The sequence below is a fragment of the Flavobacterium sp. RHBU_24 genome, assembly GCF_046613695.1.
GTDB lineage: Bacteria > Bacteroidota > Bacteroidia > Flavobacteriales > Flavobacteriaceae > Flavobacterium.
Genome location: NZ_JBKJHD010000003.1, coordinates 184956 through 208257, shown reverse-complemented (window position 1 = coordinate 208257; position 23302 = coordinate 184956). Strand labels below are relative to the sequence as shown.

At 43.9% G+C, this 23302-nt stretch carries 22 protein-coding genes; 10 read left to right on the top strand and 12 right to left on the bottom strand.

The annotated features are described in order from the left end of the window. Nucleotide 1: 1 nt before the first annotated feature. The 6 genes from ACLI09_RS05425 to ACLI09_RS05400 form a co-directional block, all read right to left on the bottom strand. Nucleotides 2-934, bottom strand: coding sequence for a transglutaminase (locus ACLI09_RS05425; RefSeq protein ID WP_411418582.1), 933 nt, complete (start codon nt 932-934; stop codon nt 2-4). An 18-nt stretch (nt 935-952) separates the two neighbouring features. Continuing rightward, nucleotides 953-1798: a substrate-binding domain-containing protein gene (locus ACLI09_RS05420; RefSeq protein ID WP_411418581.1), complete on the bottom strand. Its 846-nt coding sequence runs from the start codon at nt 1796-1798 to the stop codon at nt 953-955. 148 nt (nt 1799-1946) lie between these two features. Continuing rightward, nucleotides 1947-2819 carry a nucleoside phosphorylase gene (locus ACLI09_RS05415; RefSeq protein ID WP_411418580.1) on the bottom strand — a complete coding sequence of 291 codons (873 nt, stop codon included), beginning with the start codon at nt 2817-2819 and terminating at the stop codon, nt 1947-1949. Nucleotides 2820-2821: 2 nt separating this feature from the next. Further along, nucleotides 2822-3172, bottom strand: coding sequence for a translation initiation factor (locus tag ACLI09_RS05410; RefSeq protein WP_411418579.1), 351 nt, complete (start codon nt 3170-3172; stop codon nt 2822-2824). 54 nt (nt 3173-3226) lie between these two features. Beyond that, a complete protein-coding gene (locus ACLI09_RS05405; protein WP_411418578.1) occupies nt 3227-3607 on the bottom strand; it encodes a GxxExxY protein in 381 nt (126 codons plus the stop codon). Nucleotides 3608-3653: 46 nt separating this feature from the next. After that, nucleotides 3654-4604: an isopenicillin N synthase family dioxygenase gene (locus tag ACLI09_RS05400; protein WP_411418577.1), complete on the bottom strand. Its 951-nt coding sequence runs from the start codon at nt 4602-4604 to the stop codon at nt 3654-3656. 157 nt (nt 4605-4761) lie between these two features. Here ACLI09_RS05400 and ACLI09_RS05395 point away from each other — a divergent pair, with 157 nt between their 5' ends. Next, nucleotides 4762-5436, top strand: coding sequence for a hypothetical protein (locus ACLI09_RS05395; RefSeq protein ID WP_411418576.1), 675 nt, complete (start codon nt 4762-4764; stop codon nt 5434-5436). A gap of 70 nt (nt 5437-5506) precedes the next feature. Here ACLI09_RS05395 and ACLI09_RS05390 read toward each other — a convergent pair whose 3' ends face one another. The 4 genes from ACLI09_RS05390 to ACLI09_RS05375 all read right to left on the bottom strand — a co-directional run bounded on the left by ACLI09_RS05390 (nt 5507) and on the right by ACLI09_RS05375 (nt 7760). Further along, nucleotides 5507-6088, bottom strand: a complete 582-nt coding sequence (locus ACLI09_RS05390; protein WP_411418575.1) for a PhnA domain-containing protein — start codon at nt 6086-6088, stop codon at nt 5507-5509. Nucleotides 6089-6283: 195 nt separating this feature from the next. After that, on the bottom strand, nt 6284-6625 hold the full coding sequence (locus ACLI09_RS05385; RefSeq protein ID WP_411418574.1) for a nuclear transport factor 2 family protein: 342 nt from the start codon (nt 6623-6625) through the stop codon (nt 6284-6286). Between the two features lie 40 nt (nt 6626-6665). Beyond that, nucleotides 6666-6857, bottom strand: a complete 192-nt coding sequence (locus ACLI09_RS05380) for a hypothetical protein (RefSeq protein ID WP_411418573.1) — start codon at nt 6855-6857, stop codon at nt 6666-6668. Between the two features lie 96 nt (nt 6858-6953). Then, complete coding sequence (locus ACLI09_RS05375) at nt 6954-7760, bottom strand: hypothetical protein (protein ID WP_411418572.1); 807 nt, start codon at nt 7758-7760, stop codon at nt 6954-6956. A gap of 511 nt (nt 7761-8271) precedes the next feature. On the opposite strand from ACLI09_RS05375, the gene ACLI09_RS05370 reads away from it, so the two are divergent. Next, nucleotides 8272-10248, top strand: coding sequence for a thiamine pyrophosphate-dependent enzyme (locus ACLI09_RS05370; protein WP_411418571.1), 1977 nt, complete (start codon nt 8272-8274; stop codon nt 10246-10248). 12 nt (nt 10249-10260) lie between these two features. On the opposite strand, the gene ACLI09_RS05365 is transcribed toward ACLI09_RS05370, so the two are convergent. After that, on the bottom strand, nt 10261-11451 hold the full coding sequence (locus ACLI09_RS05365; protein ID WP_411418570.1) for a serine hydrolase domain-containing protein: 1191 nt from the start codon (nt 11449-11451) through the stop codon (nt 10261-10263). A 207-nt stretch (nt 11452-11658) separates the two neighbouring features. Between ACLI09_RS05365 and ACLI09_RS05360 the strand changes: the two genes are divergently transcribed. The 8 genes from ACLI09_RS05360 to ACLI09_RS05325 all read left to right on the top strand — a co-directional run bounded on the left by ACLI09_RS05360 (nt 11659) and on the right by ACLI09_RS05325 (nt 22702). Then, complete coding sequence (locus tag ACLI09_RS05360) at nt 11659-12501, top strand: 1,4-dihydroxy-2-naphthoyl-CoA synthase (RefSeq protein WP_411418569.1); 843 nt, start codon at nt 11659-11661, stop codon at nt 12499-12501. 122 nt (nt 12502-12623) lie between these two features. Continuing rightward, entirely contained in the window at nt 12624-13229 is a 606-nt protein-coding gene (locus ACLI09_RS05355) for a PH domain-containing protein (RefSeq protein ID WP_411418568.1), read from the top strand. Next, nucleotides 13219-14709 (top strand): PH domain-containing protein, encoded by a 1491-nt coding sequence (locus ACLI09_RS05350; protein ID WP_411418567.1) that lies wholly within the window; start codon nt 13219-13221, stop codon nt 14707-14709. Before ACLI09_RS05355 ends, ACLI09_RS05350 begins: the two co-directional genes overlap by 11 nt. An 89-nt stretch (nt 14710-14798) precedes the next feature. After that, nucleotides 14799-15698, top strand: a complete 900-nt coding sequence (gene menA / locus ACLI09_RS05345; protein WP_411418566.1) for a 1,4-dihydroxy-2-naphthoate octaprenyltransferase — start codon at nt 14799-14801, stop codon at nt 15696-15698. A 93-nt stretch (nt 15699-15791) separates the two neighbouring features. Next, nucleotides 15792-16466: a metal-dependent hydrolase gene (locus ACLI09_RS05340; RefSeq protein ID WP_411418565.1), complete on the top strand. Its 675-nt coding sequence runs from the start codon at nt 15792-15794 to the stop codon at nt 16464-16466. Between the two features lie 154 nt (nt 16467-16620). Next, nucleotides 16621-17661 (top strand): o-succinylbenzoate synthase, encoded by a 1041-nt coding sequence (locus ACLI09_RS05335; protein WP_411418564.1) that lies wholly within the window; start codon nt 16621-16623, stop codon nt 17659-17661. A 212-nt stretch (nt 17662-17873) separates the two neighbouring features. Then, a complete protein-coding gene (gene acs / locus ACLI09_RS05330; protein WP_411418563.1) occupies nt 17874-19784 on the top strand; it encodes an acetate--CoA ligase in 1911 nt (636 codons plus the stop codon). A gap of 194 nt (nt 19785-19978) precedes the next feature. Beyond that, a complete protein-coding gene (locus ACLI09_RS05325) occupies nt 19979-22702 on the top strand; it encodes a PAS domain-containing protein (protein ID WP_411418562.1) in 2724 nt (907 codons plus the stop codon). On the opposite strand, the gene ACLI09_RS05320 is transcribed toward ACLI09_RS05325, so the two are convergent. Beyond that, nucleotides 22699-23298 (bottom strand): PolC-type DNA polymerase III, encoded by a 600-nt coding sequence (locus tag ACLI09_RS05320; protein WP_411418561.1) that lies wholly within the window; start codon nt 23296-23298, stop codon nt 22699-22701. The genes ACLI09_RS05325 and ACLI09_RS05320 overlap by 4 nt on opposite strands. Between the last annotated feature and the right edge of the window lie 4 nt (nt 23299-23302).

Genomic DNA, 23302 nt, shown 5'->3' with positions numbered 1-23302 from the left:
ATCAATTAAAAGTCAACTGCCCCAGTATCTCCTCGCTCATAAACGGCCCACCGGGATACGTGGCAGTATAATCAAGGTTGAGCCATACCTGCCCGTATTCGTCTATATGGTAATGCACCTCGCGGCCACGGCTTTCTTCAGGAAATAAATGCTCTTTAATCAGGAGGTTGGCCACCTCAAGGTCGGCTTTGGTACCCACCAGCATTTCGGGGTACAGGTGCCCACCGGTATGTATGATGCGGGGCGTACCGCCCACCGCGCGTATACAGGCTGCCATAAGTATGGCATGGTCGTCGCAATCGCCGGCAAAATGAAGCAGCGACTCATCTGCGCTTGCAATATATTCTGCATTACGCGGGTCGTTTACATAAGTCCACTTATTTCGTATATCCTTAAAAACCGAGAAGCATTGTATCATTAAGCGTTGCTTGTGAAACCCCTTTATATCTTTAAAATATCCCGTGGCGGCACCTACGGCATAATTGCGCACACGCGGGTTATTATAATCTACGGCATCAATAATTTTTCCTTTGTTAGGAAAAGGGAGTAGTTTTGAAATGATAACATTTTGCGGGTTAGGGTCGTAAGCCATAGTATATACCATGGCCTCATAATCTTCATAAACCGACCGAAAGCCATAGTTGCCAAAAACCGACCCAAACATCAGCACGATAAGATAGAGCGCAATACACACCATGAGTATTTTTTTAAGGTAATGCAGCACCAGCTGTACCGCTGCGACCATAGTTATGAATATCAAAACACGGTCGATGTGCAGTGGCCATTCCGGGTCGATAAGGCTTTGGTGAAGCAAAATAAACGCGGGGATGGTAACCAGCATATTCAGTACAAAAATGATAACAGAATCCCAGGGCTTCTTTACCTGAAGCCTTTCTCTTATCACTTTTATCTGAGCACGGGTGGGTAGTTTCATTACCTTAAATATACGCGCTTATGGCGTAAGGCTTTCAAACGGTATTGTATTGTTGATTATCGACAGGTTCAGTAATTGATCCTGTATCTTGTCAAACGTAATTTTATCGGGTTTCGTTTGCGACCAGCGGGTTAATTTTAGCCATTCGCTAATATCATCCACTTTTTGCCCGTAACGTTTGGCCAGTATGTTTTCTATGCCCTGAATTTGCTTGAAATTTAAGGTAGTAGCGTTAATTACTTCAAGCATTTTTTCAATTATTTCCCTGTCATGTACTAACACGTCGTTGCGCACTGCGATTACAAAACTGGGCCAGGGAGTGGGGCAGTCGCCCACACGGCGAAAGATGCCCTTATCCACTATAGGCTTGGTCATAAAACGCTCCCACATAAAGTAGTCAGATGTTCCTTCGGTAAGGCTCCTGATGGCGCCGTCAAGCGTATTTACAATCTCAAAGCGCAGGTTAGCCGTATCCCAGCCCTCGTTTTGGGCATTTACAAAGGCCATAAGGTGCGAACCCGATCCGTACCGGCTTATGGCGGTGATTTTATTTTCAAGGTCGCCAACGGTTTGAAAGGGAGATTTTGCTGCTACGTGTATACCCCATATCAGTGGCGACTGTACATATATCTGTACTATTTTAGAGGGGTTTCCGGCTATAATATCTTTTACAATGCCTTCGGTAAGTATTACGGCAATGTCGGTTTCGCCATTTCGCAGCATCTGGCAGAGCTTGCCGGTTCCTTCGGGTACATCGGTCCATTTCAGGTCGATTCCGGCTTTTACAAAGTCGCCGTTTTCTATGGCGGTATGCCACGGAAGGTTAAAATGTTCCGGTACACCGGCTATATTTAGTTGTTTCATTTATCAGCAAGGTTTTAATAAACTGTTACAAACAAATTTACTACCTAAATATGTATTTTAACGATAAAAATTCCCCAAAAAGACATGTTAGTCTAAGGTCAAATGTCGAAAGTCAAAAGGTTTAGGCGAATGCCCAAATTTGTAATTTCTAATTCGTAATTAATTTATCCAGCACGTAGGTAATCAGCTTATTAACTGCTGCATAAGGGTCGGAGCTAAATGTACCCGTGGCACGGTTTGCAATAATAGCATTCATAGACAATGCGTTATGCCCCAGTAGCGCCGAAAGGCCGTAAATAGCGGCAGTTTCCATTTCGAGGTTGGTAATGCGGTTACCGTTGTGGTTAAAGCTATCCATTTTGTGGTTCAGTTCCGCGTCCTGTAAGGCAAGCCTCAGCACGCGCCCCTGCGGGCCGTAAAAACCTCCGGCTGTGGCTGTAATACCTTTGTGTATTTCTGGCGAGTCAATAAGTTTAGCTAATGCATCGCTGCATTTTATGGCATACGGGCGGCCTTTACGGGCATCCCAATTGGTCTGGGCGATGAATGCATCTTCGATAGCGGTATCTGTTACTTCGTTTAAAACATACGACCGCAGCATGTTGTCAAGGCCGAGCCCGTAAGCCGACATCACTATGCTATCCACCGGTATATCAGCATGCAGCGAGCCCGACGTGCCGATGCGGATAATGTTTAGTGAAGTTAATTGCTGTTTTGGCAGGCGGGTTTCAAGGTCGATATTAACCAGGGCGTCGAGCTCGTTTAGTACGATATCAATATTATCCGGGCCAATGCCGGTGGACAGCACCGTGAGGCGTTTGCCCTTGTACACGCCGGTTTCGGTTTTAAATTCACGCTTTTGGGTGCTGAATTCGATACTGTCAAAATGCGCGGTAATTTTAGATACACGGTCCTGGTCGCCCACAAAAATAATATCGTGTGCAATATTATCAGGCTTCAGGTTCAGGTGGTATACGCTGCCGTCAGGGTTTAATATTAATTCAGATTGTTGTATGCCCATAATTATCCGCCCACGCGTTTTACTTTATAGCCTTCTTTTACAAGGAAGTCCATTATTTTATCCCTGAAATTTCCCTGAATGATTATCTCATTATCCTTAGCCGAACCGCCCACGCCGCAAAGCGTTTTAAGCTGTTTGGACAACGCTTTCAGGTCTTCGTCATTACCCACAAAACCTTTTATAACCGTAGCTACTTTGCCACCACGGTTTTTCTTATCCAGGTGGGCTTCCAGTTTCTGTTGCGATGGGGAAGGGGTTTCCTGCTGCTCTTCGTTGTTGTGTAGCTCGAAGTCTTTATTGGTGGAAAATACAAATCCACCGAGGGCGTCGAGACTGTTTATTTTTTTTGCCATATTTTGGAACACTGATGACACAGATTTTACTGATTTACACAGATTCTTCTACTGTCATTTCTTTTGATGGTTATGAAATATCTTTCTCCTGATTTCAGGTTTTTTGCCAAAATTAAGTATTAAACCAATTTCACAATCAGTAGCCTTCAAATAATTTAGTAATTGATACTCACAATCATCTGTTAAGCATTCACATGCTTTTAATTCTAAAATAAGGATATCATTAATAATAAGGTCGGCAATATAAAATCCGACTTCTTGGCCTTTATAATAAACTCTTATCTTCTTTTGTGCCTCTACTTTAAATCCTCTTTGTGTCAATTCAATACATAAGGCATTCTGATATACTTTTTCAAGAAAACCATAGCCAAGTTCATTATATACGTCATAGAATGTCTTTATAACTTCGCCGGTTAATTCTTGAAAATGATACATTATTAAAATTAGTGTAAATCAGTAAAATCTGTGTCATCAGTGTTGCTTACTTCTTAATCAACCCCAAATCCACAAGCCTTTCATACAGGAACTCACCGGCGGTAATGTCTTCATACAATTTAGGGTGATCGGCATCAATACAGTTTTCAAGGCAGTCCAGCTTCATTTCGCTTACCGGGTGCATAAAAAACGGGATAGAGTAGCGCGATGTGCCCCACAGCTCCCTGGGCGGGTTTACCACCTGGTGTATAGTACTTTTAAGTTTATTGTTAGTATGTCGGCTCAGCATATCGCCCACGTTTATTACCAGTTCGTCGGGCTGGGCTATGGCGTCTATCCATTCGCCGTTGTGGTTTTGCACCTGCAGGCCTTTGCCCTGTGCGCCCATAAGCAGCGTAATCAGGTTGATGTCGCCATGGGCTGCGGCACGCACCGCGTTATCCGGTTCGTGGGTTATAGGAGGGTAGTGTATGGGGCGCAGGATGCTGTTGCCTTCCTGCACATAGTTATCAAAATAAAATTCATCAAGGCCTAAATATAATGCCAGCGCACGCAGTACGTAAATACCCGTTTTCTCCAGCATCTGGTAAGCTTCTTTGCCTACTTCGTTAAATTTAGGGAGTTCTTTTACGGCCACATTATCCGGGTATTCGCCAGTGCGGGTGGAACCTTCGGAAAGGTATTGGCCAAAGTGCCAAAACTCTTTAAGGTCGCCTTCTTTACGTCCCTTGGCGTGTTCTTTGCCAAACGATACATAGCCGCGCTGGCCGCCAATACCGGGAATTTCATACTGTTCCTTAACTTCAAGCGGCAGGTTAAAAAAGTTGCGCACTTCGCTATACAAATCGTCTACAAGGCGATCGTCAAGAAAGTGCCCTTTTAATGCCACAAAGCCTATTTCTTCATAAGCCTTACCGATTTCATTTACAAATTTTTGCTTGCGTTCCGGGTCGCCCGAAAGGAAATCACGCAGATCCACACTGGGAATGTTTTGCATAAGAAGGGTTTAATGTTAATAACTTTACAACGCTTAAAGCCTTGTGTTTACAAAGCTAAGATAAAATTTTATTTACGAAAGTGTAAGTTATCAACAACCATAAATACCATGTTGCAGATTAGTATATTGCACAATAAAAATCCAACCAAAACAGATTATGAAGTATGCCCCGGAGATTATTTTCGCCATAGTTGTTGCAACTATTTTAATGGGAGCCTATTTTTTTAGTAAAAAAGCTGTTGTAAAGCGCAACCTTAAGAAAGCGCCCCATAAAAGCCTGCGGCAATTTCGCAGTGGCGAAACGGCCAGGATTATAGGTACGGTAGAATGTGTAGGTGAACCGCTTATTGCACCGCTATCTGGCCGGAATTGCGCGCACTATTACATACATGTGCAACAGCATATATCGAGCGGGAAAAGCGGCCACTGGAAAACCCTGATAGAGGAGGAGGTATCCGGCACATTTGTACTCCGCGATGGCGATAAATGCGCCATAATTAAAGCCAACGACATTAAAAGCTATATAGTTGAGGATAAAAAGTATGCTTCGGGATTTATGAACGACCCAACCGAAAATCTTAAAACCTACCTGAAAAAGCATGGCCACGACAGCGAAACGTATTTGGGTTTCAATAAAAAGATACGGTACCACGAAGGCGTTTTAGAGCCCGGCGAGCAAACCGCGGTACTGGGCAAAGGTAGCTGGAAAAAAGCCTACGAAGCCGGCCTGCCCGACCATTACTACGAAGTGCTGGTTATTACCGGAAATGATAAGGGCAAACTTTACCTGAGCGACGACCCCGATACAGTTAAGAAAGAGTTTAGCGTGTAATCATATACATTAATTTCACAAATTTACACGAATTAATAGTGCAAATTTGTGAAATTAGTGTCTATCAAACCTACTGCTTTTTTACGTACTTTGTAAGTATCACAATCAACTGGCCGTCTATTTTGCCCTCTATCTGTTCGGTATTGTCGTGCACCAGGCGGATGTTGCGCACGGCCGTACCCACCTTTGCGTTAAGCGTAGAGCCCTTAACGTCAAGGTCTTTTATAAGGGTAACGGTATCGCCCTGCTGCAGTATGTTGCCGTTGCTGTCTTTGTGGAATTGTACGCCCGCATCAGCCGTATGGTCGCCGGTAAGCTTGGCATAGTCTAAAAGTTCATCGTCAAGGTACATCATATCCAGCGCGTCGGCGGCCCAGCCTTCCTCACGGAAACGGTTCAGTATCCGCCACGAAACCACCTGTACGGCAGGCACCTCGCTCCACATGCTGTTAGGCAGTATGTTTTGCCAATAGGCCGCGTCCGGTTCTTCTTTCTTGTCTATCTGCGCCAGGCATTTGCCATCGATATAAATAAAACCGTCGGCACCCAAATTTTGCGCGGGCGGTACTTCGTAAGCCGAAAGGTTAGCGGTTGCACCACATAGTTCGCACTGGTTGCCGCTGCGTTGCTGCAGCTGTTGTTCTGTTGTCATAGGTGTGTTTTAAGGGCGCAAAGATAGTTTTTTTTAGGGTTATAGCACAGAGATTCACGGAGGTTTCACAGAGATTCACGGAGAAGGAATTTTAAAACCTTAGGTAGGAGAACATGGGGCATTGCAGAATTTTTAAACACTCTGTGCGCCTCTGTGCAACCTCTGTGAGACTCTGTGTAACAAACTATACAACGTTTAACCCCCAATCTCCATCGCCTGTATCAGCCCATCGGTAAGGGTATAAATATGGGTGACCGTACCATCAAACAGCACAGTGCCCGATAAATCTTTTACTACCTGGTGCACCGCAACCTCCAGGCGGCCGTCGGGCAGGGTGGTAATGGTTACAGGATCAACTTTGGGATTGATTTCGCTCCACTGGCGGGTCCAGTAGGCGCGTATTTCGTCATGGCCGGTTACAAAGTCGCCTTCAAAGGCTTTTGGCCAGCGCACATCGGGGCGCATGGTGGTAAGGGCAGAATCTATATCGCGGGCATTAAAAGCGGCGTAGGCGGTGTGGATTAGGGCGTGGGGCATGGGGTTTGTTTTTTGGCTAAAGTATGAAATTTTGGTTTTATTAGAAATAAAGCAGTTCTCCCTCTTTAGCTTCTTTTATTGCCTTTATAATTTCTTCACCGTGTTCCGTAGAGCGACACTCAATAATAATCTTGTTTGGTGAACTTGTAACATCGTTAATCACAGCAAGATTACCCGCCATCATGGTCTTGATGCTAAGTGTACCGATTACTTTGGGTCGAATGAATTTCATGGGGAAGGTTAGTCAGGTTTGTTTCTTGTTGGATATGAAATAAATATCGCTATGGGCGCGAGCCAGAGGCTCGCGCTAGCGGGGGGGGGGTGCACTTTATAAACTATTGAAGTATTTAATACCTGTTTCCGCCATTTTGTCTATTCGCTTTCCAGATATGGAGTGCGTGTAGATATTATTAATTACCAATTTAGTTGATATTGCAGCTAAACTACGCAAAATGATTACAGTTTTCTTTACATATTCTTTGTCACTTAAGGGTTGTTGGCCAATGGTCAAAGCACAATTTTTCACCTCTCTAATGTATTTAGAGTCAACTTTATTATCATTATGTATTATTATATTTCTTCTTGCAACAATTTCAGTATAAAGATCGATAGCAGTAACATAGTTTTGGAAAGCGATACCAAAACCAATTTGTGCTTTATCTTTAAGAAAAAAATCAACAGGATTGCCATAAAAAATTCCCCGTATTTTTTCCTCAATTAACTTATCAATAATTTCTTCTCGACTATTAGAACTTACAATCAAGTGTGTTAATTTTAATTGTGATTGCGGACTATCTGGATTTTGATGAGTAACTTTTAACGGATAATCTTGATATACAAAAGCAATTAAATCTTGTAAATATGTCTCTGTTACCGCAATAGCTTCAGTTAAGGATTTTTGAGGCATTTTTTGCTTAGTTAACCTATCAATAAACAAATGTATGTCATAATCCTTGTACGGATATTTATCACTAGCCAACAGTAATTCTCGCTCAAATGGCTCAGTAAAACTTTTATTTTTTTGAAGATTTTTTACTTCTAACAGACTGTAATTTATTAGATTATATTCTTCCCAAACATTTTTAATGTCTCTTTTATATACATAAAATCTCTTTATGATATTGCCTAAATTCATTACTATTGATTATAATTAATTTTAGACTAACCTACAAAATTTTTCCTTACAAAAATCCCTTACAAAATAAATTTTCCTACCCCTTAACCACCGCCACAAAATTACAACGCTTATCCACCTAAAGTACTGAAGGCGTTTGTTCAGTAAAATCCCAAAATATCTATTCGTAAAAACGTTGATTGTTGCCGAACGGGATATTGCACAATGCTCTACACCAAAGTGTAACACTGTGAAGGTAAAAGTGGAGGATAATCTGATTGTGAATTTAAAATTTATTTATACATTTGATTACCATATGTTTATGATTTTGTAAAAATACGAATTTGGGGTAAAAACAGGTGGTTTTTGTATTTTTATTACACAAAGTGGAACACTGTGGAATATAAATATTGTAAGATATATCTGTAATCTTTAGAGTTTTTTACTGACTCAAAAATAAATTTTCATAACGTTATAGTGGCATTCTGTTATTTTCTTACTTTTGAACACTACAGATAATTCAAAAAAACCGATGAATTTCGATAGAAAACAACTAAGTAACGAACAATTACTTGATTTATATAAAAAATTACTAAAACCGCGCCTCATAGAGGAGAAGATGCTCATCCTTATCCGCCAGGGCAAGGTGAGCAAATGGTTTAGCGGCATAGGGCAGGAGGCCATTTCGGTGGGGGTTACCGCCGTGCTGCAACCCGATGAGTACATCCTGCCCATGCACCGCAACCTGGGCGTGTTTACCGGGCGTAACATACCGCTGTACCGGCTTTTTAGCCAGTGGCAGGGCAAGGCAAACGGCTTTACTAAGGGCCGTGACCGCTCGTTTCACTTTGGTACACAGGAATTTAAGATCATCGGGATGATATCGCACCTTGGCCCGCAGCTTGGCGTCGCCGACGGCATTGCCCTGGCTAACACCCTGAAACAGAACGGAAAAGTCACTGCCGTGTTCACCGGTGAGGGTGCTACCAGCGAGGGCGATTTCCATGAGGCGCTTAACGTTGCCGCCGTTTGGGAGCTGCCCGTGCTGTTCATTATCGAGAACAACGGCTACGGACTCAGTACGCCCACCAACGAGCAATACCGCTGTACTAACCTGGCCGACAAGGGTATAGGCTACGGCATGGAAGCCCATATTATAGATGGCAACAACATACTTGAGGTATATACAAAGTTAGAAACTATAGTGGCCTCAATGCGTGAGAACCCGCGTCCCATCTTGCTGGAATTCAAGACCTTCAGGATGCGCGGGCATGAGGAGGCGAGCGGTACCAAGTATGTGCCGCAGGAGCTGATGGATGCCTGGGCATTAAAAGACCCGGTTGAAAATTACCACAATTACCTGAAAAATGAAGGGATTCTGACCGACGAAACTGACGATATGTTCCGTGCTGAATTAAAGGCCGAAATAGATGAAAACTACCAGCGTGCCTCGGCTGAGCCAAATATTGAAGCGTCAGAAACTGATGAATTAAATGACGTATATAAGCCGTATGAGTTTGAAAATATAGAACCAAATTCGGCTACCGAAAATATACGCTTTATCGATGCCATTTCACAGGGGCTTGCCCAAAGTATGGAGCGACACAATAACCTGGTAATCATGGGGCAGGACATTGCCGAATACGGCGGCGCCTTTAAAATAACCGATGGTTTTGTGGCGAAGTTCGGTAAGGACAGGGTACGCAACACCCCCATCTGTGAGTCGGCCATAGTATCGGCCGGGATGGGACTTTCAATTAACGGCTATAAGGCGGTAATTGAAATGCAATTCGCTGATTTTGTGTCCACTGGATTTAACCCAATCGTGAATTACCTCGCTAAAGTGCACTACCGCTGGCAGGAAAATGCTGATGTGGTGGTGCGTATGCCGTGCGGGGCAGGGGTGCAGGCGGGGCCGTTCCACAGCCAGACCAACGAAGCGTGGTTTACCAAAACACCCGGGCTCAAGGTGGTGTACCCGGCGTTTCCGTATGATGCTAAAGGCCTATTGGCGACGGCCATAAACGACCCTAACCCGGTAATGTTCTTTGAGCATAAAGCCCTGTACCGCAGCAGTTACCAAGAGGTGCCGACAGATTATTATACGCTGCCATTTGGTAAAGCGAGCCTGCTCAGGGAAGGGGAGGATGTAACAATCATTTCCTTTGGTGCAGGTGTGCACTGGGCACTTGAAACACTGGACAAAAACCCTGGTATCAAAGCCGACCTGCTCGACCTCCGCACGCTGCAACCCCTTGATAACGAAGCTATTTTTGCCTCAGTTAAAAAGACAGGGAAGGCGATAATACTTCAGGAAGACACACTCTTCGGCGGCATCGCCAGCGATATTTCGGCCATGATTATGGAGCAGTGTTTTGAGTATTTAGACGGCCCTGTGAAACGCATTGGCAGCCTGGAGAGTGCCATCCCGTTTACCAAAGCATTGGAAGACCAGTATTTAGGGAAAGGGCGCTTTGAGAGCGCGTTGCGTGAGCTACTTGCTTATTAATTGTAATGGGTTTTATTCTTCGTCGTTTTCGTCCTGTTTTATAGGATATTGTCCAAACTCGGTAGACAGTTTCCAAATCTTATAGGGCTTATAAGAGAATTTATTACTAAGGGCAATCATGGTTACCGTATCCTTTTTAAGCGTAACGTATGATGTGGTATTGCCGTGCCACCAGCCGTTGTGGTAAAACAGCTTTTCGCCGGTTTCCCATTCGTGCATGCGGATGCCCAGGCCGTAATTTCGTTCACCTTTATGCTCATAGCTATAACCCTGGAACACCTGTTTCACCAGCTTAGGGTCGAGAAATTTTTTAGAATAGGTAGCCAGGTCAAACTTAAGCATATCGCGCGGGGTAGAGTAGATGTTCTTATCGCCATAGATATTATCAAGGAAATCATAGCCATATAGCACACCATTACCTTTATAGGATAACGATGCCGTTTCCCTGTTTTTATCAATATCAAAAACATAAGTGTTTTTCATACCCAGCGGATCAAAAATAATATCCTTCATCGCCTGGCGGTAATTTTTGCCCGTAAGCTTTTCTATTACAAGCGCCAGCATGGTATAATTGGTATTACAGTAGCCAAACTTTTTATCGGGTTTAAAATACAGCTCAAATTTATGTACAGCCAGCAAGTTCAGCACATCCTGGTTGGTCATCATGCTGCGGTCCCATATCGTGCGGTCGTCACTAAAATAGGCATAATTAGGCAGCCCGCTACGGTGGTTAAGCAGCATTTTTATGGTAATATCCTCATAGGGAAATTCCGGCAGTATGGTGCTCACTTTTTGGTCAAGCTCCAGTTTACCGAGGTCTACCAGTTTTAAGATGACAGCCGCGGTAAGCACTTTACTTACCGATGCCAGGTGCAGGGGGGTATCGGCAGTAATCTTAATCTTCTCGCGGCTATTGGCAAAGCCACCGTAATGCTCAAAAATTATCTGGCCATTTTTAGCAATCAGCATACCGCCGCTAAGGTCGTTTTTGGGCCATATTTTATTATAATATTTTTGTACCACACCTTTTTTATGACTTTTATATCGGGCAGAAAGCTTGTCAAATTTGGTGTCAAATGGCGTTATGTGCAGTACGGTGTCTTTAACTTCCGGGGCATTTGTGGCGGCTAAATCTTTAGCCTTTTCTTTACACGCGCCAAGCGAAAGCAACAGTATATAGGGTGTATATCGTAGAAATTTCATGTATGTTATGTCCGGGTCGAAACGCAAATATAGCTAAGTGACTATTTTTAACAATCCTTTTTAAATAGGTTTAACACTTAAAATTTAAATTTATTGTGCCAGTTTTATTTAACTTTTTGATAGATAGCGGCTTTCGCCAAACGATGCTTTTTTATGTTTTGCCAACGTAAAAATTCGCTATTTTTACGGTAAAATAGTACAATAAAGATGAGTGAAATTAACTGGCAGACCGTAAGGGAGTTTGAAGATATAACCTATAAAAAAAGCAACGGCGTAGCCCGCATCGCCTTTAACAGGCCCGATGTGCGTAATGCTTTCCGCCCTAAGACCACATCCGAATTATACCAGGCGTTTTATGATGCACAGGAAGATACTTCAATAGGTGTTGTGCTGCTTAGCGCCGAAGGCCCGTCAAGTAAAGACGGCGTGTATTCATTTTGCAGCGGCGGCGACCAGAAAGCCCGAGGCCACCAGGGCTATGTGGGCGAAGACGGCATGCACCGGCTGAACATACTTGAGGTGCAGCGCCTTATCCGGTTTATGCCAAAGGTGGTTATTGCCGTGGTACCGGGCTGGGCAGTGGGCGGGGGGCACAGCCTGCACGTGGTGTGCGACCTTACATTGGCCAGTAAAGAGCATGCTATTTTTAAACAGACTGATGCTGATGTTACCAGCTTCGACGGTGGTTATGGTTCGGCGTACCTTGCCAAAATGGTAGGGCAGAAGCGTGCCCGCGAAATTTTCTTTCTGGGACGCAACTACACCGCGCAGGACGCTTATGAAATGGGGATGGTAAACGCCGTTATCCCACACGACGAACTTGAGGCTACGGCCTACCAATGGGCACAGGAAATACTTGATAAATCGCCTACCTCTATAAAAATGCTTAAGTTTGCCTTTAACCTTACTGACGACGGAATGGTGGGCCAGCAGGTATTTGCCGGTGAGGCCACCCGCCTTACCTATATGACTGATGAGGCCAAGGAAGGGCGTGATGCATTCCTTGAAAAGAGGAAGCCTAACTTCAGGGATATTAAGTGGATACCTTAATGGTTGATGGTTGTTGGTTGCTGGTTATTGGAAGCTTCACTCACGGATTAAACCTGATGAATGCAATTTCATATAACTATCTTAGTAAGGCCGACAACCAACAACTAACAACCGACAACTAAATGGAAGATTTCAGCAACGAAACTATAGATACGCTAGCCTTACCTCAATATGAGGATGCCGAACTTACGCCGCTGCATCCGTCATACCTGTATATTATAGGGCTAAATATCGCGCTTGTTTTTGGCTTTATCGCTGTAGGGGCCGGGTTCGGTTTTTATTTTATTGAAGAACTTCGCTCATACTGGCTGTATATAACGCTGGGTTATGCTGGTCTGCTCGTAGCTACGGGTTTGCTGTATTATATCAGTTTCCGTAATAAGGGCTTTGCATTTCGTACGCACGATGTTATTTACCGCACCGGCGCCATTGGCACTACCACAAGCATTATTCCCTACAGCCGTGTCCAGCACGTGGCAGAGCATGAAAGCCTTATAGCGCGCTGGCTGGGCCTCGCATCGGTGGAGATTTTTACCGCGGGAGGCTCGGGCGGCGACATTACCATTCCCGGGCTAGAAAAAATACACGCCATTGCTATAAAGCAACTTCTTATTGGCAAAATAGAAAATAAGGCTAACGAGGAAAATAAAGTCCACGAGTTTGATCCCGCTGAGGACATTTCCGGTAATGAAACGCCCGTAGAAAACAACCCTGCTGATGAAGTATGATTTTAGCCGGCCGCAACGGCAATCGCTCCTGGGTATACTCGTTATGTCGGCCGATTCGTTGCAAAGTACGGCACGGGCATTATTCCCTATACTTATCATCACGCTTTTAAAAGGCGACAAGAGCAAGATGTATTTTGGCATGGTAGCCGCGGCTGCCCTTGTTTTTGCAGTGATAACAGGTTATCTTAAATTTCGCAATTTTACTTTTTTTATTGATGAAGAAAACGGGGAATTTGTGGTACGGAAAGGCATATTGAGCAAAACCCGCATTGCTATCCCCCTTAATAAAATACAGCAGGTAAACATCAGCCAGAACCTCGTGCAAAAGTTACTAAAAGTACACGCCCTTGAGGTAGATACCGCCGGTAGCTCTAAAACCGAAGTTGCCATTAAGGCCATTACCCAAACCTATGCCATTGCCCTTAAAGAACGCCTGCTGGAAGAAGGTTTACAAAACAATACTATTTCTGAAGAGTTTACCGAAAACCGCGACCGTCCGCCGTTTATCAGGGTAAGCCTTATGAGCCTCTTAAAAACGGGTATTACCAGCAATTATATACGCAGTTTTGGTATACTGCTGGCGTTTTTCCTATCTACTTTCCAGCACCTTGACGATTATTTTACCTATACCGGTACCGATAGCGGATTTATAGACAACTATTTTAATACCGCATTTTTACTGCGGTTTATAGCATTTATAGTATTGCTTATTTTGGTGCTTACATTACTTGTTAACCTGGGCAGGACGGTTTTGCGCTTTTATGACTTTAAAGTAACCAAACAGGGCAACTCCTTACTGCTTTCTCACGGGTTAATCAATACCCGGAATACCATTATCCGTCCGGAAAAGGTGCAAACCGTAACGGTGGGGCGTAATTTTTTCCAGAAGAAATTCGATATTAACGACCTTAAGATCAGCCAGGCATCGGACGTGGAACACAGCCGCGAACGCCAAAAAATGGCGATGGAAATTCCCGGGGTAAACGAAGCCGAAAAGAACGCACTGCTGACTTTTTTGCTGGGCGAAGTCCCGCAGCGTGGTTTTGCGGTAAAGCCAAATTTCAGGAAGCTGATATTCCAGGTGTTTAAAAAGATACTTATTCCTGTAGGCTTATTTTACTGTTACGTTTTGCTCTCACCCGAAACTGCCGAAATGTGGCCGGTGCTGCCGGTATACGTGTTGTTTGTAGGCATACTGATATACTTTGGGTTTCGAAACAACAGGCTTTTTATTTCGCCGGAATTTGTCATATACCAGCGTGGCGCCTGGGATGTTGATACTACGTTTGTGGCACCTCATAAAATACAGGGTATTGCATTGCACCAGTTTTTCTGGCAAAAAATGGGCGATGTGGGTACCATAAAAATTTACACCGCAGGCGGGGCGGTTAGCTTCGGATTGGCTAACTTTACACAACTGAAAAAACTGGCTAATTACTGGCTGTACCGGGTAGAAGCGAGTCAGCAGGGGTGGATGTGATTTTTAGATTGAAGATTGAAAAATTCGGTTGAGTGGCAACACGTAACTATGAACTCAAAACAATAAACTATAAACAACAAAAAATAGTAATGAACGCAAAGGCATGGCTTGAGGCCGCACGTTTACGCACACTGCCGCTATCGGTATCGGGGATACTGGTGGGCAGTTTTTATGCATTTTCCCAAGGATATATCAACTGGGCAATACTCGCACTGGCGCTGGTTACCACGCTGGGCTTGCAGGTACTTTCTAATTTTGCGAATGACTACGGCGACGGTGTTAAAGGCACTGACAACGAGCACCGTATAGGGCCGCAGCGTGCCATTCAAAAGGGTGCGATTACCATACCGGCCATGAAAAAGGGAATAATAATCACATCGGTACTTACTTTAATTGCTGCCGTGGTGCTTATATATGTGTCATTTGGCAGGGAAAATTTTGGTTATTCGGTGTTCTTTTTTGTATTAGGATTATCGGCTGTAGCGGCTGCCATAAAATATACCGTTGGCAGTAATGCTTATGGTTACAGGGGATTGGGCGATGTATTCGTCTTTATATTCTTTGGGTTGGTGAGTGTTATAGGCTGTTATTTTTTGTTTGCACAAAAAGTAGATATGCTGGTAATACTCCCTGCCATATCTGTTGGGCTGCTTAGTGTGGCGGTACTCAACCTTAATAACATGCGCGATGTGGTAAGCGATACCATGAGCGGTAAAAATACCATTGTTGTAAAAATGGGGGCTAAGGCCGCCAAGACCTACCACTATACGGTTATCTGCCTTGCACTGGCGCTTACGCTGGCTTTTGCAGTGCTTAGCCATTTCAGGCCCGTGCAGTATATTTTTTTAATCGCTTACATACCGTTTTTCATCCACCTTAAAACCGTAGCTAAAAATACCGTACCGCGCGACCTTGACCCTGAATTGAAGAAAGTGGCGCTTGGGACATTTTTCTTATCGGTACTGCTGTGCATCGCGTTGCAACTGTAAAGCTATTTTAAATTGTAAATTGGGGATTACAAATTACGAATTTTCACCATCATCGAATAACCGAATTACCGCATAACAAATAAACCAAAAACTATGAAAATTACTTTTTACGGACACGCCAGCCTGGGCATTGAAGTTAACGGAAAACACATTATTGTTGACCCGTATATTACCGCTAATGAACTTGCTTCGCACATAAAAATTGAAGACCTTAAGGCCGATTATATACTGCTTACCCATGCGCACGGCGACCATGTGCTCGACGTGGATGCCATAGCCGAAAATACGGGTGCAACCATAGTATCTAACGCAGAGATTGCGGGGTACTATGAGAAAAAAGGCTTTAAATCGCACCCCATGAACCACGGCGGCAGCTGGCAGTTTGACTTTGGGAAGGTAAAATATGTAAATGCCATACATTCAAGCCAGTTCCCCGATGGGAGTTATGGCGGCAACCAGGGCGGTTTTGTTATCGAAGCTGATAAAAACATTTACATTGCCGGCGATACTGCGCTTACGTATGACATGAAACTGATTCCGTTACGCACCAAACTGGACCTTGCCATCCTGCCTATTGGGTCTAACTTTACCATGGATGCCGAGGATGCCGTTATTGCTTCTGATTTTGTGGAGTGCGATAATGTGCTAGGCTACCACTATGATACGTTTGGCTATATTAAGATTGACCATGAAGCGACTAAAAAGCTTTTTGAAAATAAAGGGAAGAAGATTACGCTTCTTGAAATAGGAACTTCTATCGAACTTTAATAAATTGGCCTCACCCCAGCCCTGTCCAAAGGAGAGGGGAAGCTACACTCGGATGTAAACCAAAATGCTTATATGCATACTACAGGTTTGAGTGAAGCTATTCCCTCTCCTTTGGAGAGGGTTAGGGAGAGGCCTTTCTAATTCTTAATTAAAGATGGCCGCTTCCTATATAAAATACATCCTCAACTTCAAGCGCCCAAGCGGTACGTCGCGCGGTGTTATGACCGAGAAAGAAACCTGGTTTATCATCCTTGAAGAGAATGGTAAAAAGGGGATAGGGGAGTGTGGCATATTGCGTGGGCTCAGCATTGACGACCGGCCGGATTATGAAGAAAAGCTGCAATGGGCGTGTGACAACATCCATTTGGGTGAGGCGCGCCTGTGGGAAGCATTGAAGGAATTCCCGTCGATACAATTTGGGGTGGAAACCGCTTTCAGGTCGCTTACCGCTGAAGACCCTTTTGTTTTATATCCGTCGGGCTTTACAAAAGGGAAGGCCCGGATACCAATTAACGGCTTGGTGTGGATGGGTGATGAGGCCTACATGAAGCAGCAGATAGAGGAAAAACTCGAGCAGGGGTTCAACTGTATAAAGCTGAAAATTGGCGCTATCGATTTTGAGAAAGAAACTGGGCTTTTAGCCTTTATCCGTGAACATTTTACTGCCGGACAAATTGAAATTCGCGTAGATGCTAACGGTGCGTTTTCTGTAACTGATGCTTTAAATAAATTAGAGCAACTGTCAAAATTTGAACTACATAGCATAGAGCAGCCTATAAAGGCAGGACAAGCGGACGCTATGCAACGACTCTGTTTAGAAACGCCGTTGCCCATAGCCTTAGACGAAGAGCTTATAGGTGTTTTTGAATATGACGACAAGGAAGCGCTGCTTCAACAAATACAGCCGCAGTACATCATTTTAAAGCCAAGTTTAATAGGCGGATTTAAAGGCAGCAACGAATGGATACAGCTTGCCGAAAAATACAACATCGGGTGGTGGATAACCTCGGCGCTGGAAAGCAATTTAGGGCTTAACGCTATTGCGCAATATACGTTTACAAAGAACAATCCCATGCCACAAGGCTTGGGTACCGGGGCATTATATACAAATAATTTTGACGCGCCACTGGTAGTTTTAAAGGGCGAATTGCGGTATCATACTTCAATGCACTGGGATGTAAAAGAGCTGTTATAAATTTTTTATATCGTAATAATAGTGCTTTACTTTGCAATTGTGACAACGTAATAAAACCGTATTAGGTTAAAATAAAGGTTTTATAAATTTATAATATTGTTTATTAGGCATTATTATTTTTAGCAGGAAATTAGCCAGTTTTTACTGTATAGCTAATAAAATCTCAAAAAACCTTAATATATTTACATAGCATTTAAAAACACACACATATAATGAGTTATTATAAGGTAGAAAACCTGGAGCAGTACTTTAAGCACTATAACAAATCGGTTAGGGAACCCCGTAAATTTTGGGACCGTATAGCCGACGAAAATTTTACCTGGTACCAAAAATGGGATAAGGTTGTAGAATTTGATATGCAGGAGGCCGAGGTAAAATGGTTTACCAACGCCAAGGTTAATATTACAAAAAACTGTATTGACCGCCACCTTGCAAAGCGCGGCAATAAGACCGCTATACTTTTTGAACCAAACGACCCCAAAGAAGAAGCCCAGCATATAACCTATAATGAGCTGTATGATCGTGTTACTAAAATGGCAAATGTATTGCGCAGCCAGGGCATTAAAAAAGGCGACAGGGTGTGCATTTACCTGCCCATGATTCCGGAGCTTGCTGTAAGCGTGCTTGCCTGCGCCCGTATAGGGGCAGTGCACTCTGTAGTGTTTGCAGGATTTTCGGCGTCGGCAGTAGCGGCACGTATTAACGATAGCGGCTGCCGGATGGTAATAACGTCAGACGGAGGTTATAGGGGCAATAAAACCATAGACCTTAAAGGTATTGTAGACGAAGCCCTGAAAACCTGCCCCACAATAGAAAACGTACTGGTAGTAAAACGCACCAACGCCGATATACAAATGAAGGAAGGCCGCGACCAGTGGCTACAACCCCTTGTTGATGCTGAAGAGCCAAACAACGTAGCCGCCATAATGGATGCTGAAGACCCGCTGTTTATACTATATACATCAGGCTCTACGGGTAAACCAAAAGGCATGCTGCATACTACGGCCGGCTATATGGTATATACTGCCTACACATTTAAAAATATATTTGCTTACGAAGAAAATGATGTGTACTGGTGTACTGCCGACATAGGCTGGATTACCGGGCACTCTTACATACTTTACGGGCCGCTGCTTAATGGCGCTACTACAGTAATCTTTGAAGGCGTACCGTCATATCCTGATTTTGGACGGTTCTGGGAAATTATTGACAAGCATAAAATTACCCAGTTTTATACCGCGCCCACGGCCATACGTTCGCTGGCCAAGGAAGACTGGGCATGGGTAGACAAGCACGACCTTACCTCGTTAAAGGTGATAGGATCTGTAGGGGAGCCGATAAACGAGGAAGCATGGCACTGGTATAACGACCATGTGGGCAAAAAGAAATCGCCCATTGTAGATACATGGTGGCAAACCGAAACCGGTGGCATCATGATATCGCCGCTGCCGTTTGTAACGCCTACCAAACCTACCTATGCCACACTGCCGTTGCCTGGGGTACAGCCGGTACTTATGGACGACAAGCGCAACGAGATAGAGGGCAACCAGGTAGTAGGTAGCCTTTGCATTAAATTTCCGTGGCCGGGTATGGCACGCACCATCTGGGGCGACCACCAGCGCTTTAAAGACACTTATTTTTCTACCTTCCCGGGCAAATATTTTACCGGAGATGGCGCGCTGCGTGACGAGGTGGGCTACTACCGCATTACCGGCCGTGTAGATGATGTTGTTATTGTTTCAGGCCACAACCTGGGCACCGCGCCTATAGAAGATGCCATTAACGAGCACCCATCAGTAGCAGAATCGGCTATTGTAGGCTTTCCGCACGATGTTAAGGGCAATGCCCTTTATGGCTTTATAATACTAAAAGAAGCCGGCGCATGGCGCGACCATACTAACCTTGTAAAAGAAATTAACGAGCACATATCAAGCCACATAGGCCCCATAGCCAAGCTCGATAAGATACAGTTTGTAAGCGGGCTGCCAAAAACACGTTCGGGAAAAATTATGAGGCGCATACTTCGCAAAATTGCCGAAGGCGACTACTCAAACTTTGGCGACACCAGTACGCTCTTAAACCCCGAAATTGTTGAAGAAATTAAAAAAGACAGAATAGAATAACCTAAGATAGTATATAAGCCTGAAGGCGGCACCTGTAAGTGCCGCCTTTTTTAATAATATTTAGTTAATTTATTTATATAATTAATTTTATGTAGCTAAATTCGTATTATAACAATATTAAGCTGCCTTGCAATTTAGCTGTAAATAAATATATTTGTTGGGCTTGTTTACTCACATTATTACCTTACTATAACATGGATACTTCCGGCCCGGGTCTATCGCCTACAGAATTTGCCCTAAAGGCTTCAGGTATTGGTGTATGGCAATTTAATGTGCGTACAAAAAAAATGATTTTAGACAATTTGTCTCAAAAGCTTTTTTGCTACCCCGAAGCGGAAGGACACTATCCGGTAATTTTTGCTTTTACAGACGGCGATAGCCAGCAATACATAAACCGCTGTATAGAGCAAGCACTGCTTACCGGCACATTAAATTGTAGCTACCTGCCTCTAAACAGCAACGATTATATACAGGTAAAGGGCAAAGCAGTTGCCACACCCGATGGCGATATATTTTACGGTACAGTACAACCCTTTTATAAAAGTCTGGAGCAGCCGGAACAGAGCCGCGATATACTATCATCTATCATTGCAGAGTCGCCCATAGCAATAGGGCTGTATGTAGGACGTGAACTGGTAATAGGTATGGCTAATGATGTTTTGCTAAGCTATTGGGGTAAAACAAAAAAGGTAATTGGCAAGCGCCTCGGCGAAGCCATCCCGGAACTGGAAGGCCAGCCTTTTTTAGAAATACTCGACAACGTTTTTACAACAGGAGATATATATAATGTTACCGAAGCGCCCGTATTCCTTGCGCTTAACGGCGTTCCTGATACTTATTATTTTGATTTTACCTATAAGCCACTTTTTGATAATAACGGGCAGGTATATGCAATATTAAATACCGCTGTTAACGTTACCGACAGGGTAATTGGCAAAAAGAAACTGCTTGAAAGCGACTCGCGGTTCAGGGATATTACCGAGCAAAGCCCTATGGCGATATGCCTGCTGATGGGCCGGGAAATGGTTGTAAAAGTTGCAAACAATCCTATGTTAAAAATATGGGGTAAGGATGAAACGATTATGGGCCTGCCGTTAATAGAGGCATTGCCTGAAATTAAAGGCCAGGAATTTATTGAATTGCTTGACAAGTTGTATACTACCGGTGTTACCATCAGGGCAAATGAGGCATTAGTAAAACTGGAGCATGAAAATGTGTTGACAGATGTGTATGTTGATTTTAGTTACTCTGCCTTACGGGACGAAGCCGGTACTATAAACGGTGTACTTGTATTGGCATCTGATGCGACCGACCGTGTTATGGCAATGCGGGAAATTGCGGCGAGCGAAGAGAAATTCAGGTCGGTTATATATTCCGCTCAGGCGGCTGTGGCTGTTTTTAAAGGCTACGATTTAATTGGCGACATCGTAAACGACGAATTTTTGCGTTTTGTAAGCCGCACTAAGGAAGAATTTATAGGTAAGCCATTATTAGAATCGATGCCCGAGCTCCACGGCCAGCCCTCTATAGGTTTAATGCGGGAGGTACTTGAGAAAGGGATTAAAACACACCACTACGGCAGGAGGGTAGACATAATGAGGGACGGGATACTTACTACAAATTATTATAATGTAAGCTATTCGCCCTTATATGATGCTACCGGTTCTGTCTATGGTGTTCTGGATATAGCCATAGATGTAACCGAAACGATAAAGGCACAGGAAGCACAGCGCGAGGCAGAAGCATCATTAAGGGGCGCGATAGAACTTGCCGACCTGGGCACGTGGAGCCTAAACCCTGTTACCGGAAAAGTTACCTACTCTAAAAGGATGCAGGAATGGTTTGGCCTGGACGGCAATCCTGTAAGCCTTGAAGAAGTAATTGCTGTAATAGCCCCTGCAGATCGTGAAAGGGTAGTTGCGGCGGTACAAAAATCGACGTTACCTGAATCTGACGGTCATTATGATGAGGAATATACCGTAATTAACCGTATAAATAATACCGAGCGTGTGCTGCACGCCCAGGGCCGTACGTTTTTTGACAGCGATGGCACCCCTTACCTTATGAGCGGTACTGCCCAGGATATTACAGTATCTAAAAAAATACAGCAGGCCCTTGAAAATGAAGTTAAAGAGCGTACCGAAGCACTACTTAAAGCAAACCTGGAGCTTGAGGAAATTAACCAAAAGCTAACCAACACTAACCAGGAGCTGGAACAGTATGCCTATGTGGCAAGCCATGACCTTCAGGAACCCCTGCGCAAGATAACTATGTTTAGCAACCTTTTAAAAGAGCGCGATACACAAAACACCCATGCGTTTACCATTGACAAGATTGTAAAGGCGTCAGACCGTATGTCGATGCTTATAAAAGACCTGCTTGAATTCTCAAGGCTGTTAAATCCCGATACACATTTTGTAAGTACGAACCTGGAAACCATTGTTAAAAACATAACCCATGATTTTGACCTGCTTATTGAAGAAAAAGGGGCAGAATTAATTATTGGAGACCTGCCTGTTATAGAGGCAGTGCCCTTACAGATGAGCCAGCTTTTTTATAACCTTACAGGAAACGCCCTAAAATTTGTAAGCGCCGATAAAAAGCCCGTTATTACAATATCAGCGGAAAGGATAACCTTTGCCGAGGCTTCATTGTATGTGAAAAACCCATCGGTTTCGGCATATTATAAAATTATGGTTCAGGACAACGGCATAGGCATTGAAGACCAATATAAAAAGCAGATATTTGAAGTTTTCAAGAGGCTGCATACCCGGTCTGAATACAGTGGCTCAGGCATAGGGCTTGCTATTTGCAAGCGTATTGTAAACCACCACAATGGCAGTATTTATGTAGAGTCAGTACCGGGAGAAGGTACACGTTTTTTTATCCTGCTGCCCGAAGTACAACCGGAGAATTAAATTTTTAAGCGCTGTTTCAGCTTTAAAAATATCAGCGCCGTAGTATACGCATTGCCCCAAGAGGTATGGCGGTTAGGCTTTTCTATTTTTAGGGCTTCGCAAATTTCATCAACTGTATAGGGGTTTTCTTCGCTAACGCCCCTCCAGCGCTGAAAAAGCACGTTAGTATCCATAACATCATTTTTAAGCCTGCCCAGTTCCAGCCTTTTTAAGGCCTGGTTTATCATCTCTATATCCAGGTTTACGTTATGGCCCACCAGCACCGCGTCCTTTACAAAATTGAGGAACTGTATCATGGCTTCCGCTTCAACAACAGTATCATTTTCGGTATCCAGGCTGTCGCCTAAGGCAACTGACTTTGTTTTAGCATTTTTATCATTAAGGCTTACCATAAAAAAATCGCCTATGGCAATGCCATTATCGTGTAGCGCTATCGCGCCAATTGATAGTATGGTGTCATTTTTCCAGTCGAGGCCCGTTGCTTCTATATCAAAAACAACATAGCGTTTATACCCCGCCGTGTTTTCTGATTCAAACAGCGTGAGGTAATTTTTCCAGAACTGTGGGGTACTGCCGGTAAGCCATTCAAACGCCATAAAT